The sequence below is a fragment of the Mesorhizobium sp. GbtcB19 genome (genome assembly GCF_019091085.1).
Lineage (GTDB): Bacteria > Pseudomonadota > Alphaproteobacteria > Rhizobiales > Rhizobiaceae > Mesorhizobium.
This window is the reverse complement of record NZ_JAGXJY010000007.1, coordinates 234,132-248,096: the sequence shown is the minus strand read 5'-3', so window position 1 is coordinate 248,096 and position 13,965 is coordinate 234,132. Positions and strand designations below refer to the sequence as shown.

The following is a 13,965-nucleotide window of genomic DNA, read 5'->3' as shown; positions in this document are numbered from 1 at the left end:
GCCAAGCCTACCACATGGTCTGGCGATAATCGTCGTCGATCTCGCGGTCGATCTCGCCGGCGCTTTCGGCCAGCGCCAGCTGGTCGCGGATGATCTGGCCGAGCGTCGGCAGCGTCGCGCGGTCGTACCAGGTCTCCGGCTTCCAGAGATCAGAGCGCATGAAGGCCTTGGCGCAGTGCATGTAGGCGGCCTTGACCGTCACCACGATGACGCTCTGCGGTTCCTTGCCGTCGACGGCCAGGCGTTCGCGCAAGGCGGGGTCGACGGTGATGCGGGCATCGCCGTTGACGCGCAGCGTCTCGTTCATGCCGGGAATGAGGAAGAGCAGCCCGACCGACGGGTTGCGGATGATGTTTTCCAGCGTGTCGAGACGGTTGTTGCCGGGGCGGTCGGGGATGGCGATGGTGGAGTTGTCGAGGATGGCGGTGAAGCCTGGCTTGTCGCCCTTCGGCGTGACGTCGGCATTGCCGGCGCCGTCGGAAGAGCCGATCAGCACGAAGGGGCTCTTGCCGATAAAGGAGCGGCAATGGCCGTCGAGGCTTTTCAGCTCCTTGCGGATCGAGCCGTCGGTCGGCCGGGGCGTCTTGTAGATCGTCCTCAACTCGTCATGCGTGGTGAGGAATTCCATGCCGTCCCCCTGACTTGCCCTTAGTTGCCGGCCTTCTCTTCCTTGGGTTTTTCCTCGAGCGAGTGGCGCATGATCAGCGGCATCTGGCTGAAGGTGAACAGCAAGGTGATCGGGATCGTGCCCCAGACCTTGAAATATAGCCAGGTCGCTTCCGAGAAGTTGCGCCACACCACCTCGTTGAGCACGGCCAGGAACAGGAAGAACAGCCCCCAGCGGAAGGTCAGCTTGCGCCAGCCTTCGGCGTCGAGCTGGAAGGCGGAATCGAAGACGTAGCCGAGCAGCGACCGGCCGAACAAAAGCCCGCCGAGCAGCGTGACGCCGAACAGCGAATTGATGATCGTCGGCTTCATGAAGGCGAAGGTCTTATCTTGCAGGTAGAGAGCGAGCGCGCCGAAGACGAAGACGACGATCGCCGACACCAGCGGCATCAGCGGCAGGCTACGGGTCAGCAGCCAGGAGGCGCTGAGCGACAGCGCGGTCGCGACCATGAAGAAGGCGGTGGCGATCAGGATCGGCTCGCCGAGATGGCTGAGCACCGGGAATTTCTCGGCCAGCCACTCGCCGCGGATCGTGGTGAAGAAGAACACCAGGCCCGGACCCAGCTCGAGCAGGAACTTCAAGCCGGGATTGACCGGCTTGCGGCGTGGATCGGACGGGTCGCGTTCGATGATGTTCATAAAAACCCTTCTTGCGCATGATCTGGCCGAAAAGCAGGCCATTTCAAGAGATCGCGCTTCATTCAAGCCACGCCGGCGATCGCCCTCGCGAATTCGCTGGCGGAAAACGGTTCGAGGTCGTCGACCTGCTCGCCGACGCCGATGAAATAGACCGGCAGCCGGTGCTTGGCGGCGATCGCCACCAGAATACCGCCACGCGCCGTGCCGTCCAGCTTGGTCATCACCAGGCCGTTGACGCCGGCGACATTGCGGAAGATCTCGACCTGGTTCAGCGCATTCTGGCCGGTGGTGGCGTCGACCGTCTGCAGCACCGTATGCGGCGCTTCGGGATCGAGCTTGCCCAGCACGCGCACGATCTTTTCCAGCTCCGCCATCAGCTCGGTCTTGTTCTGCAGCCGGCCGGCCGTGTCGATGATCAAAACGTCGGAGCCGGCCTCCTTCGCCTTTTCGAAGGCGTCGTAAGCGAGGCCGGCGGCGTCGGCGCCGAGCTTGGTGGCGACGACAGGCGATTTCGTGCGCTCGCCCCAGATCTTCAGCTGCTCGATCGCGGCGGCGCGGAACGTGTCGCCGGCGGCCAGCATCACTTTCAGGCCGCCATCGGTGAGTTTTGCCGCCAATTTGCCGATCGTGGTGGTCTTGCCGGTGCCGTTGACGCCGACCACCAGGATGACATGCGGCTTGTGGCTGAGGTCGAGTTCCAGCGGTTTTGCCACCGGGGTCAGCACCTTCTCCACCTCCGCGGCCATCACGGCGCGGACTTCCGCGTCGGAAATGTCACGACCATAACGGCTGGAGGCGAGTGAATCGGTGACGCGCAGCGCCGTCTCCACACCGAGATCGGCGCGGATCAGCACGTCCTCCAGATCCTGCAGCGTGTCGTCGTCCAGCTTGCGCTTGGTGAAGACGCCGGCAATGTTGCCGGTCAGCTCGCGCGAGGAGCGGGCGAGCCCTTCGCGCATGCGCTGGAACCAGGAGCGGCGAACTACTGGCTCCGGCGCTTTTACCGGCTCGGCCTTCTGCTCGACTTTCTTGGCGACGGTGACTTTGCCGACGGCGGGGGCAGGCTGCGGCGGAGGTACGGGCGCGGGCGTTGGAGCTTCATTCTTCTCCCCGTCCCTATACGGGGAGAAGGTGCCGGCAGGCGGATGAGGGGCAGCGCCGGCCTCTGCGGTTGGCTCGACGGAAGGAGCCTCCGCTGGCGGCACCTCGATCGGCGCCGGCGTCTCGGCGGGAACCTCGCTCGGCGGCGTCGGCACTTCGACAGGCGCGGGCTCGGGCCGCGGCTCGGGACGCGAAGGCTCGATGTCCGGCTGAGCCGGCGCAGGTGCGGGCACTTCCTGTGGAGCAGGTTCGGGCTGCTGTGCCGGCTCGGGTTGCGCCGGCGGCACTTCCTCGGGGGCTGGCGGCTCGGGCTTCTCAGGCGCCGGTTGCGGCTCTTCTTCCGGCTCGGGCTGCGGCAGCGGTTCCGGTTCGGCGGGAATTGTCGGTTCCGGCGTCGGCGGAACGGTCGGAGCGGGCTCGGGCTGCGGCTCTTCCGGCAGCGGAGCGGGGGCAAGCTCAACAGCGGGTTCGCTCGCCGGCGCGACCTCCGCCGCCGGCTGTGCTTCCTCGCGCGCCAAGACCTCCGGCGCAGCCGGCTCGGCCTCCGGCTTCAGCGCGTCCAGCTGATCCCTTTTGATCGGCGGCAGCGGAGCCGTCTCGTCGACGCGCTCTTCGACGACCTCTTTCTTGCCGAACGAAAATATCTTCTTGAAAAAACCAGCCATGCGTCTCGCAGTTTCTCAGGCGGCTTGCGCGGCAAGCGGCGCCGCAATCAGTCGGGCGCCGTCATGGCCGGTGATCATGGCGTCGACGATCTCCCCGGGGGCGCCCGTGTCGATCGCGGCCAGCGTAAAACCTTCGGTGCGGCCGAGCCCGTCGCGCTCGACCAGGATCGACTGCCGCGTGCCGGGGAGCGAGGTGAGGTGACGGCGATAGGCGGCCTCGCCGGCGGCGCGCAGTCTCGCGGCGCGCTGCTTCACCACCTCGCGGCGAACCTGCGGCATGCGAGCCGCAGGCGTGCCTTCGCGTGGGCTGAACGGGAAGACGTGGAGATGCGTCAGGCCGCATTCCTCGACGATTTTCTCCGAATTCTCGAACATCGCCTCGGTCTCGGTCGGGAAGCCGGCGATGATGTCGGCGCCGAAGACGATGCCGGGGCGCAGCTTGCGCACGTCCTCGCAGAAGCGGATCGACTGGTCGCGCAGATGGCGGCGCTTCATGCGCTTCAGGATCATGTCGTCGCCCGATTGCAGCGACAGATGCAGATGCGGCATCAGCCTTGGTTCGGTGGCGATGGCATCGAGCAGGTCGTCATCGGCCTCGATGGAATCGATCGAGGACAGCCGGAGCCGCTTCACGTCCGGCACCTGGCGCAGGATCGTCTTCACCAGTCTGCCGAGCTTCGGGCTGCCCGGCAGGTCGGCACCGAAGCTGGTCATGTCGACGCCGGTCAGCACGATCTCGGCATAGCCGTTGCCGGCAAGGCGCTTCACCTGCTCGACCACGGCGCCCATCGGCACCGAACGCGAATTGCCGCGTCCGTAAGGGATGATGCAGAAGGTGCAGCGGTGGTCGCAGCCATTTTGCACTTGCACGAAGGCGCGCGCCCGGCCTTCGATGGCGTCGACCATGTGGCCTGCCGTCTCGCGCACCGAGAAGATGTCGTTGACGCGCGCCTTCTCGGTGTCGTTGACGCCGAAATCGGGCAGCGCCCGGTAGGAGTTCGCCTTGAGCTTTTCTTCGTTGCCGAGCACGAGATCGACCTCGTCCATGGCGGCGAAGTTCTGCGGCTCGGTCTGGGCGGCGCAGCCGGTGACGATGATGCGCGCCTCGGGGTTTTCGCGGCGAGCCTTGCGGATCGCCTGCTTGGCCTGGCGCACCGCCTCGGCGGTGACGGCGCAGGTGTTGAAGATGACGGCGCCGCCCGCGAGCGCGCCCAGCCCGGCGCTCTCGGCCTCGCGGCGCATCACTTCCGATTCATAGGTGTTGAGGCGGCAACCGAAGGTGACGACGTCGATACCTTTGGGCACGCCTTTTTTAAGGGCGGACATCAGGCGGCGCTTTCGGTGTCGCGGGCCCAGGCGCCGGTCGAGGGGTCGAAGCTGCCGGAAAATTCCCATTCGGCCGCGCCCGTCAGGATGACGTGGTCGTCGTCGCGCCATTCCACATGCAGCTCGCCGCCGCCCGGTGTCATCAGCGAAACGCTGCGGCCGGTACGCCTGGTGCGGGCGGCAGCCACCACGGCGGCGCAGGCCGCCGAGCCGCAGGCCTTGGTGAGGCCGGCGCCGCGCTCCCATGTGCGGATGATCATCGTTTCGGGTGACGTCACCTGCGCCAGCGTGATGTTGGCGCGCTCGGGGAAGATCGGATGGTTTTCGAGCAGCGGGCCGAAGCGGTCGAGCTCGTAGGACCAGACGTCGTTATCGATCCAGAAGATGGCATGCGGATTGCCCATCGACACGGCCGAGGGCGAATGTAGCACCGGCGCATCGATCGGACCGATCTGCAGTTCGATCATGCGCGTATCGCGGAACTCTTCCGCCAGCGGGATGTCCTGCCAGCCGAAGTGGGGGATGCCCATGTCGACCGAGATCGTGCCATCGGCGTGTTCCACGGCATTGAGGATGCCGGCGCGGGTCTCGAAGATGAAGCTCTTCTGGCCGGTCTCGGCGGCCAGGGCCTGCACGACGCAGCGCGTGCCGTTGCCGCAGGCCTGCGCGCCGGATCCGTCGGAATTCAGGATGTCGATGTAATAGGCGGTGCCGGGCGTCCGCGCGTCATGGATCGCCATGATCTGGTCGAACTTGGTCGCCACGTCGCCGTTGAGCGCGATCGCCGCTTCCGCCGTCACCTTGTCGGCACGGCCACGCATATCGGCGACGATGATCTCGTTGCCGATGCCGTTCATCTTGGCGAAGGGGGCGGTGCCTGCCATCTAACCGGTCATTCCAGTTCCATTTGGCCGCTATATGGCGGAAACGGCCCGGAATTACCAGTCCGGCCGCGTCTTATGTAACGGCGAAGACCCCAAGCACGATCAGCAGGAAGACGATCAGCACGATGCCGATCAGGACACGCGCGCCCGTGGCGGCGGCTCCGGCCAATGCCGGCATGCCGAGCAGGCTCGCGGCGGCGGCGACAATCAAAAGGATGATGATCCACTTGATCATGGGAAACTCCGAGCGAAATTGCGTTGCGGAACCAACGCGTTTCGTCGGCTCGGGTTCCTTTGTCAGATGGCTGGCACGTCCCATGTCTCTCCGGGCCGCATGGCGCGAAAACGCTCCGGGGGCAGGTCTTCGGCCGCCAATGCCTCGGCAAGTTTCTGCGGCGGCTCCTCGATCGGCTCATCGGTGAGGTGGAAGGTGCCCCAGTGGCAACCGGCGGCGAAGGCGGCGTTGCAGAGCTTCATGCCCCGCACGGCTTCCTCAGGGTTCTGGTGCTGCGGCGCCATGAACCAGCGCGGCTCATAGGCGCCGATCGGCAGGATGGCGAGGCGAAAGCCGCCATGCTTTTCTCCCATCAGCCGATAGTTGATGCCGTCATGGAAGCCGGTGTCGCCGGCAAAATAGATGTTGCCGGCGGCCGTCTCGATGACAAAGCCCGCCCACAGCGCCATGCGGCGGTCGCGTCCGCCGCGCGCGGACCAGTGATGCACCGGCTCGACATGGATGGCGGCCGCGTCGAAATCGACCCTGTCGCCCCAATCATGCACGCCGAGCCGCAAGCCGGGCACGGCGCGGCCGATGATGGCGTCGTTGCCGAGCGGCGTGATCACACGCGGGTCGTGGCTCTCCTTCAGCCTCCTCAGCGTGGCGAGGTCGAGATGGTCGTAGTGATTGTGGCTGACCAGCACGAGATCGATCGGCGGCAGATCGGCGAAGGCAATCCCCGGTGCATTGACCCTTTTCGGGCCGGCGAAGGCGAAAGGCGAGGCACGCTCGGACCAGACCGGATCGGTCAGGATGTTCAGTCCGGCGGTCTGGATGAGCAGCGAGGCATGGCCGACCATGGTCAGCTTGAGTGCGCCGCCGTCCATCCGATCATCCGGCTTCGCTGCCGGATAGGGGCTTGGAAAGGCGGCCGGCCATTTCGCCCGCCCGCCGCCAAATTGCCATTTGAGGAGATCGGCAAAGCGCCCGGGCGGCCTGCCGCCGGGATTGAAGAACAAGCTGCCGTCGAAATGATCGCTCAGCGGGCCACTATAATAGCGGTTGGCGGTTCTTGTGCTCGCGGCCATTCATTCTCCCGCCGGCTCGGTCCTTCCTGAGATAAGGACGCGTCTGTCTGGCGCAAGCATTTTGCTGGCGAATGCCAATGGGCGAAGCCCGCTTCATTTAGAATTGCGGGAGGGGGGCATTGCACCATGGCGATGAAGCGGACCAGGACACCGTGGATGAAGGCCGAGGATTTCGGCCGCTCGCTGCCGCTTGGGGTCGGCGTCAATCTTCTGGTCACCAACATGGCGGCGATGGAAGTCTTCTGCCGCGACGTGCTTGGCGCCCGCATCATCTATGCCGATGAGGATTTCGCGGCGATCGAACTGCTAGGCTCGATTTTCATGCTGCACGCCGACCATTCCTATCTCGACAACCCGATGACCGGGGTCACCGCGGGCACCGAAACACGCGGGGCCGGCATCGAACTTCGCCTCTACGGCGCCGATCCGGATGCGCTCGAGAAAAAGGCGGCAGCGCTCGGCCACATCGTGTTGGCCGGCTCGATCGACAAGCCGCATGGCTTGCGCGAATGCTACATCGTCGGCCCGGACGGCTATGTGTTCGTGCCGAGCGCCCGAATTTAGTATCGATATTTCAGCAGCTTAAACGGTTGCCGCCGACGACTCTCCGGCGCCGGTCCCGGGCTGCGATAAATTTGCAACAGCAACGCCGAAAACCCTATTTTAACCATATCAGGTTGAAATTCTGCCACCTTCGCCATCTTGGTGGAGTGGAGATTACGCGGATGGGCTCCCCCCGGCCAGATCCGACGGAGGTTTGGATGAATTTTTCGATGACCCGCCCCTTTTCGAGGCCCAGCCTCTTTTCAAAGAGTGGCCTTGTGGCCGTATCGCTGGCCGCGCTGGTTGCGAGCGGCTGCTCAACCTCGCGCTTTTCGTCGATGGACGACCAGCAGCCGGCGCCGCTGACGCCGGCGCCTGCCGGCACGGTGACGCAGAACCAGCTGCCGCCGCCGGCGGCGCCCGGCACCGCCGATTCGTCGCAATTCCCGACCGCCCCGAAGAACACCCAGGTCGCCTCGCTGCCGCCGGACGGCACGGCGCCCGCCGGCGCCACCGACCTCACCGCGGCCAGCGTCGCCGGCGTGTGGAACGTCAACGTCTCCGGTCAGAGCTGCAAAGTGGCGACGCCGCAGACCAAGTTCGGCGCCGGCTACCGCGCCGGGCCGTTGCACTGCCCGGCCCCGATCGACGGCATCAAGTCGTGGAACGTCGCCGGTAAGCAGCTGACGCTTTACGACGAAAACGGCGGCACGCTGGCCAGGCTCTATTCCTCGGGCGGCGAAAAGTTCGACGGCCAGACTTCCAGCGGGCAGCCGATCTCGCTTACAAGGTAAGGGTATGCTGATATTCAGGGTGACGCCGGCCTGATCTGAATCTCTGCTCACCCTGGTACCCCTCCTTGTGCTCAATACTGACGACGTGAACCATGCATCTGCGTGACGGCCTCCAGACCCATGCGACCGTCAGGCAGCGCTACGACCATCTGGTTGAAAGCGGCGCGGTCGAGCGCGACCCAGCGCAGGAGCACATCGTCGCCGCGCTCGACCGGTTGATCGACGAGATCTCAGCCAAAAGGCTGGCGCAGAAATCGAGCGCGCTGGGCTGGCTGTTCGCGGCCAGGCGGCAGCCGCGCGAGCCGGTCAAAGGCCTCTACATCCATGGCGGCGTCGGTCGCGGCAAGACCATGCTGATGGACATGTTCTTCGAGCTGTTGCCGGTCCGGCGCAAACGCCGCGTGCATTTCAACGACTTCATGGCCGATGTGCAGGACCGCATCCAGAAGCACCGGCAGGCGCGCAAGGAAGGCACGGTCAAGGAAGACGATCCGATCCAGCCGGTGGCCCGTGCGCTGGCCGACGAAGCCTGGGTGCTGTGCTTCGACGAATTCTCCGTCACCGACATCGCAGACGCGATGATCCTGTCGCGGCTGTTCTCGGCGCTGTTCGCCAGCGGCGTGGTGCTGGTCGCCACCTCCAACGTGGCGCCGGAAAATCTCTATCGCGACGGACTGAATCGCCAGCTCTTCCTGCCGTTCATTTCGCTGCTCGAACGCAACGCGCATGTGATGACGCTGGAGGCCGAGAAGGACTATCGGCAGGAAAAGCTCAACCGGCAGCCGGTCTATGTCACGCCGGATGACGCGGCGGCCGATCGCGCGCTGGACGACGCCTGGGAGGTGATGACGCATGGCCAGCCGGCCGGCGAGGTCACGCTGACGCTCAAAGGCCGCCATCTCGTCGTGCCGCGCGCCGCCGGCGACGCGGCACGCTTTTCCTTTGCCGACCTTTGCGAAAAGCCACTCGGGGCGCGCGACTATCTGGCGCTCGCCGCCCGCTTCTCGACCGTGTTCATCGACCATGTGCCGGTGCTCGGCGAAGGCAAGCGCAACGAGGCCAAGCGCTTCATCCTTTTGATCGACACGCTCTACGACCACCGCATGCGGCTGGTGATGAGCGCCGCGGCGCTGCCAGAAGGGCTCTACACCGCCAAGCGCGGCAACGAAGTGTTCGAATTCGAGCGCACCGCCTCGCGCCTGGTCGAGATGCAAAGCCGCGACTGGCTGGAGGATTGGGCGGAACGGCGCGACGAGGCGATGCCGGCTGCTGAGGCGAGGCAGGCGCAGGGCTAGAAGGGCCTAAAGCTGTCTTGGCCTTCGTCATGTATGGACGGCCCTAGAGACGAAGGTGGCGTTTCGGCTAATCTCGAAGCCGATACACATACATCACAAAATCCTCCGCCTTCCCATGCGGCTCCCGCCTCGTTTCATAAAGCGCCCGCGCCGGCTCGTTATCCGGCTCGGTGCCGACCCAGGCTTCCTCGCAGCCATGCTTCCGGCCGATCTCGAACATGGCGTCGAGCATCTTGCTGGCGATGCCTTGCCGCTGGAAAGGCGGCGCCACGCCGACTTCGTCGATGTAAAGCTCGCTCACCTTGTCCGGGTGGCGGTGGATGACGGCAGCGCATTGGCCGTCCACGATTTCGTCAATTATCGCCACGATCATGAAATGGCCCGGCGAGGCCAGATAGGCGGCGAGCCGATGCGGTCGCACCGGCGCGTCGAACACCTCGTCGGCCACACGCATCACAAGGGCGTCATCGCCGGGATGAAGCCTTCGGATTTCGACGTTCATTGTGTAAATTCTCCTCAGTCGGCTCACAAACTTTGACGTTTACGTAATTCCCGAAGCATCTAACCGATTGAAAACACTAGGTCCAAAATAATCGTTTGAATTTTGCTTCAGCCGGAGTTATTCGGTGCGGCTAATTCTCGCGGTCTCGCGCATCCTTTCGGCCTCTCCGGCCACGTCACGGTCTCGTCATAGACAAGGGAAAACATCCTCACATGGCACGCAACAAGATAGCGCTCATTGGCTCGGGCATGATCGGCGGCACGCTCGCCCATATGATCGGCCTCAAGGATCTCGGCGACGTGGTGCTGTTCGATATCGCCGAGGGCATTCCGCAGGGTAAGGGCCTCGACATCGCGCAATCGTCGCCGGTCGACGGCTTCGACTCGCGCCTCACCGGCGTCAACGACTATGCCGGCATCGAGGGCGCGGATGTCTGCATCGTCACCGCCGGCGTGCCGCGCAAGCCAGGCATGAGCCGCGACGATCTTCTCGGCATCAACCTCAAGGTCATGGAGCAGGTCGGCGCCGGCCTCAAGAAATACGCGCCGAAAGCCTTCGTCATCTGCATCACCAACCCGCTCGACGCGATGGTCTGGGCACTGCAGAAATTCTCCGGCCTGCCGACCAGCCATGTCGTCGGCATGGCCGGCGTGCTGGACTCGTCGCGTTTCCGCTACTTTCTGGCCGAAGAATTCAAGGTCTCGGTCGAGGACGTCACTGCCTTTGTGCTCGGCGGCCACGGCGATAGCATGGTGCCGATGATCCGCTACTCGACCGTGGCGGGCATTCCGTTGCCCGACCTCGTCAAGATGGGCTGGACCTCGAAGGAGAAGCTCGACCAGATCGTGCAGCGCACCCGCGACGGCGGCGCCGAGATCGTCGGCCTGTTGAAGACCGGCTCCGCCTACTACGCGCCGGCTGCTTCGGCCATCTCGATGGCCGAAGCCTACCTCAAGGACAAGAAGCGCGTGCTGCCCTGCGCCGCGCACCTCTCGGGCCAGTATGGCGTCAAGGGCACCTATGTCGGCGTGCCGGTGGTGATCGGCGCCGGCGGTGTCGAGCGCGTCATCGAGATCGACCTCTCCAAGGCCGAGCAGAAGATGTTCGATTCCTCGGTGGCGGCGGTTCAGGGCCTGACCGAGGCCTGCACCAAGATCGCCCCACATCTGGCTGGCAAATAATCTCGCCGGCAAGTAATCGCGGAGACCAAGCGCATGAACATTCATGAGTATCAGGCCAAGGCGCTGCTGAAGACGTTCGGCGCGCCGGTGGCGAGCGGCGTTCCGGTGTTCGAGGCAAGCGAGGCGGAAGCGGCCGCAAAGGCGCTACCCGGCCCGCTCTATGTCGTGAAGAGCCAGATCCATGCCGGCGGCCGCGGCAAGGGCAAGTTCAAGGAGCTCGGCCCCGACGCCAAGGGCGGCGTGCGGCTGGCGAAGTCGGCGGCCGAAGTGGTCGCCAACACCAACGAGATGCTCGGCCACACGCTGGTTACCAAGCAGACCGGTCCGGCCGGCAAGCAGGTCAACCGCCTCTATATCGAGGACGGCGCCGACATCGAGCGCGAGCTCTATCTGTCGATCCTGGTCGACCGCTCCGTTGGTCGCATCGCCTTCGTCGTCTCGACCGAGGGCGGCATGGACATCGAGACGGTCGCGCATGACACGCCGGAAAAGATCGTCACCGTCGCCATCGACCCGGAAAAGGGCGTAACGACCGACGACGTCAAGAAGCTCAACACTGCGCTGAAGCTCGACGGCGATGCGGCCAAGGACGGCGGCACGCTGTTTCCGATCCTCTACAAGGCCTTCGTCGAGAAGGATATGAGCCTGCTCGAGGTCAATCCGCTGATCGTCATGAAGGACGGCCATCTGCGCGTGCTCGACGCAAAAGTGTCGTTCGACAACAACGCATTGTTCCGCCACCCGGACGTGATGGAACTGCGCGACACCACCGAAGAGGATGAGAAGGAGATCGAGGCGTCGAAATACGACCTCGCCTATGTCGCGCTCGACGGCAATATCGGCTGCATGGTCAACGGCGCCGGCCTCGCCATGGCGACGATGGACATCATCAAGCTCTACGGCGCCGAGCCGGCCAACTTCCTCGACGTCGGCGGCGGCGCCTCCAAGGAAAAGGTCACGGCGGCGTTCAAGATCATCACCAAGGATCCGGCGGTCGAAGGCATCCTAATCAACATCTTCGGCGGCATCATGAAGTGCGACGTCATCGCCGAGGGCGTGATCGCCGCGGTCAAGGAAGTCGGGCTGAAGGTGCCGCTGGTGGTGCGGCTGGAAGGCACCAATGCCGAGCTCGGCAAGAAGATCATCAACGACAGCGGCTTGAATGTCGTCTCGGCCGACGATCTTGATGACGCGGCCAAGAAGATCGTCAAGGCGGTGAAGGGCTGAGCGGATGCCTCCGCGCAAGATAAACCTGGTCGAGGCGGCGGACGCGAAGATCGCCAAGGTCTTCGATCCGCATATCGCTGGCGACGTCAATGACAGCCAGGCCAAGGTCGCCAAGTTCGGCGAAGCCTTCGACTGGCACGCGCATGACAATGAGGACGAGGCTTTCCTCGTGCTGCGCGGCAGGATCGCCATCGATTTCCGCGACGGGCCGGTCGAGCTCGGCGAGGGCGATTTCATCGTCGTGCCGCGCGGCGTCGAGCACCGGCCACGCTCGCTGACCGCCGAGCCTGTGGTGCTGATGTTCGAGCCGGCGACGACCTTGAACACCGGCAATGCCCGGAGCGATCTCACCGTCACCGATCTGAAGCGGCTCTGAGCCATGAACGCCTTCTCTTCCCTCTCGGACGGTCACCAGCGCCTGCAGGCGCTGGTCGGCGCGTGGCGGGGCGAGGAAGACGTCGCTGCCACGCAATGGACCGATGCCGGCACGGCGACCGCGGAAGTGGTGGCCGAGGCGCAGTTCGGCGGCCTGTTCGTGGTACAGCGCTATCGCCAGCGCCGCGACGGCACGATCTCGTTCGGCGCGCATAATGTGTTCGGCTTCGACCAGCAGAACAGCCTCGTCACCATGCATCAGTTCGACTCGATGGGCTTTGTGCCGCCGGCACCCGCCACCGGCCTCTGGAACGGCAGCGAACTCACGCTCGAACGGTCGTCGCCGCGCGGCGCCGCCCGCGTGACGTATGGTTTTGGTGGCACTGACGCCTACCGCATGAAACTTCAGTTCAAGCCGACCGGCAGCGATGCCTGGCAAGACATGGTGAGCGGCCTCTACCGGCGCGTCTCGCCTTCCACGATCAACGGATTTTAGAAAAGGGCCGCGATGTCCATTCTCATCGACAAGAATACCAAGGTGCTGGTGCAGGGTCTGACCGGCAAGACCGGCACGTTCCACACCGAGCAGGCGCTGGCCTATCACGGCACCAAGATGGTGGGCGGCATCCATCCGAAGAAGGGTGGCGAGACCTGGACCGGTTCGAAGGGCGAGAGCCTGCCGATCTTCGCCACGGTGGCCGAAGGCAAGGCCCGGACCGGCGCCAACGCTTCCGTGATCTATGTGCCGCCGGCGGGCGCCGGCGAAGCCATCATCGAGGCGATCGAGGCCGAGATCCCGCTGATCGTCTGCATCACCGAAGGCATCCCGGTGATGGACATGGTCAAGGTCAAGGCGCGGCTCGACCGTTCGACCTCGCGGCTGATCGGCCCGAACTGCCCGGGCGTGCTGACGCCCGACGAATGCAAGATCGGCATCATGCCCGGCAACATCTTCCGCAAGGGCTCGGTGGGCGTTGTTTCCCGCTCGGGAACGCTTACCTATGAGGCAGTCTTCCAGACCACCAATGTCGGCCTCGGCCAGACCACGGCGGTGGGCATCGGCGGCGACCCGGTCAAGGGCACCGAGTTCATCGATGTGCTGGAGATGTTCCTCGCCGACGACGAGACCAAGTCGATCATCATGATCGGCGAGATCGGCGGCTCGGCCGAGGAAGACGCCGCGCAGTTCCTCAAGGACGAAGCCAAGCGCGGCCGCAAGAAACCGATGGCGGGCTTCATCGCCGGGCGCACGGCGCCGGCCGGCCGCACCATGGGTCATGCGGGCGCGGTGATCTCGGGCGGCAAGGGCGGCGCGGAAGACAAGATCGCGGCGATGGAATCGGCCGGCATCAAGGTTTCGCCGTCGCCGGCGCGGCTGGGCACGACGCTGGTCGAGGCGATCAAGGGTTAAGGCAGTAGTGAGTAGGCAGTAGTCAGTAGTGAAAAAGGGAAGAACGGGCGA

At 64.7% G+C, this 13,965-nt stretch carries 16 protein-coding genes; 8 read left to right on the top strand and 8 right to left on the bottom strand.

What is annotated here, in order from left to right; all coding sequences use genetic code 11:
- Nucleotides 1-7: 7 nt before the first annotated feature.
- From KVT37_RS15325 to KVT37_RS15295, 7 genes are all read right to left on the bottom strand, one after another.
- Nucleotides 8-628, bottom strand: coding sequence for a pyridoxamine 5'-phosphate oxidase family protein (locus tag KVT37_RS15325; RefSeq protein ID WP_217574390.1), 621 nt, complete (start codon nucleotides 626-628; stop codon nucleotides 8-10).
- Nucleotides 629-648: 20 nt separating this feature from the next.
- Nucleotides 649-1,305 carry a septation protein A gene (locus KVT37_RS15320; RefSeq protein WP_112100962.1) on the bottom strand — a complete coding sequence of 219 codons (657 nt, stop codon included), beginning with the start codon at nucleotides 1,303-1,305 and terminating at the stop codon, nucleotides 649-651.
- A 62-nt stretch (nucleotides 1,306-1,367) separates the two neighbouring features.
- Nucleotides 1,368-3,071 carry a signal recognition particle-docking protein FtsY gene (gene ftsY / locus KVT37_RS15315; protein WP_217574387.1) on the bottom strand — a complete coding sequence of 568 codons (1,704 nt, stop codon included), beginning with the start codon at nucleotides 3,069-3,071 and terminating at the stop codon, nucleotides 1,368-1,370.
- Nucleotides 3,072-3,086: 15 nt separating this feature from the next.
- Nucleotides 3,087-4,397 (bottom strand): tRNA (N(6)-L-threonylcarbamoyladenosine(37)-C(2))-methylthiotransferase MtaB, encoded by a 1,311-nt coding sequence (mtaB, locus tag KVT37_RS15310; RefSeq protein ID WP_217574385.1) that lies wholly within the window; start codon nucleotides 4,395-4,397, stop codon nucleotides 3,087-3,089.
- The gene (dapF, locus tag KVT37_RS15305) at nucleotides 4,397-5,281 is read right to left on the bottom strand and encodes a diaminopimelate epimerase (RefSeq protein ID WP_217574376.1); all 885 of its coding nucleotides are present in this window, start codon (nucleotides 5,279-5,281) and stop codon (nucleotides 4,397-4,399) included. The genes mtaB and dapF overlap by 1 nt, the downstream gene beginning before the upstream one ends.
- 73 nt (nucleotides 5,282-5,354) lie before the next feature.
- A complete protein-coding gene (locus KVT37_RS15300) occupies nucleotides 5,355-5,516 on the bottom strand; it encodes a DUF1328 family protein (RefSeq protein ID WP_112100958.1) in 162 nt (53 codons plus the stop codon).
- A gap of 62 nt (nucleotides 5,517-5,578) precedes the next feature.
- Nucleotides 5,579-6,586, bottom strand: coding sequence for an MBL fold metallo-hydrolase (locus KVT37_RS15295; protein WP_217574366.1), 1,008 nt, complete (start codon nucleotides 6,584-6,586; stop codon nucleotides 5,579-5,581).
- 126 nt (nucleotides 6,587-6,712) lie between these two features.
- Here KVT37_RS15295 and KVT37_RS15290 point away from each other — a divergent pair, with 126 nt between their 5' ends.
- The 3 genes from KVT37_RS15290 (at nucleotide 6,713) to zapE (ending at nucleotide 9,218) form a co-directional block, all read left to right on the top strand.
- The gene (locus KVT37_RS15290; protein WP_217574364.1) at nucleotides 6,713-7,150 is read left to right on the top strand and encodes a VOC family protein; all 438 of its coding nucleotides are present in this window, start codon (nucleotides 6,713-6,715) and stop codon (nucleotides 7,148-7,150) included.
- Nucleotides 7,151-7,359: 209 nt separating this feature from the next.
- Nucleotides 7,360-7,923 carry a protease inhibitor Inh/omp19 family protein gene (locus KVT37_RS15285; protein ID WP_217574477.1) on the top strand — a complete coding sequence of 188 codons (564 nt, stop codon included), beginning with the start codon at nucleotides 7,360-7,362 and terminating at the stop codon, nucleotides 7,921-7,923.
- Nucleotides 7,924-8,015: 92 nt separating this feature from the next.
- Nucleotides 8,016-9,218 (top strand): cell division protein ZapE, encoded by a 1,203-nt coding sequence (zapE, locus tag KVT37_RS15280; RefSeq protein ID WP_217574355.1) that lies wholly within the window; start codon nucleotides 8,016-8,018, stop codon nucleotides 9,216-9,218.
- Between the two features lie 67 nt (nucleotides 9,219-9,285).
- Here zapE and KVT37_RS15275 read toward each other — a convergent pair whose 3' ends face one another.
- A complete protein-coding gene (locus KVT37_RS15275) occupies nucleotides 9,286-9,720 on the bottom strand; it encodes a GNAT family N-acetyltransferase (protein WP_217574353.1) in 435 nt (144 codons plus the stop codon).
- 212 nt (nucleotides 9,721-9,932) lie between these two features.
- Between KVT37_RS15275 and mdh the strand changes: the two genes are divergently transcribed.
- From mdh to sucD, 5 genes are read left to right on the top strand one after another with little or no spacing between them, the layout of a single operon-like run.
- The gene (mdh, locus tag KVT37_RS15270; RefSeq protein WP_112100953.1) at nucleotides 9,933-10,901 is read left to right on the top strand and encodes a malate dehydrogenase; all 969 of its coding nucleotides are present in this window, start codon (nucleotides 9,933-9,935) and stop codon (nucleotides 10,899-10,901) included.
- 33 nt (nucleotides 10,902-10,934) lie between these two features.
- Nucleotides 10,935-12,128: an ADP-forming succinate--CoA ligase subunit beta gene (gene sucC, locus KVT37_RS15265; protein WP_217574351.1), complete on the top strand. Its 1,194-nt coding sequence runs from the start codon at nucleotides 10,935-10,937 to the stop codon at nucleotides 12,126-12,128.
- A 4-nt stretch (nucleotides 12,129-12,132) separates the two neighbouring features.
- Nucleotides 12,133-12,504, top strand: coding sequence for a cupin domain-containing protein (locus tag KVT37_RS15260; protein ID WP_217574349.1), 372 nt, complete (start codon nucleotides 12,133-12,135; stop codon nucleotides 12,502-12,504).
- 3 nt (nucleotides 12,505-12,507) lie between these two features.
- On the top strand, nucleotides 12,508-12,999 hold the full coding sequence (locus KVT37_RS15255) for a DUF1579 family protein (protein ID WP_217574347.1): 492 nt from the start codon (nucleotides 12,508-12,510) through the stop codon (nucleotides 12,997-12,999).
- A 12-nt stretch (nucleotides 13,000-13,011) separates the two neighbouring features.
- Nucleotides 13,012-13,914: a succinate--CoA ligase subunit alpha gene (gene sucD, locus KVT37_RS15250; RefSeq protein WP_140684341.1), complete on the top strand. Its 903-nt coding sequence runs from the start codon at nucleotides 13,012-13,014 to the stop codon at nucleotides 13,912-13,914.
- Nucleotides 13,915-13,965 lie beyond the last annotated feature (51 nt).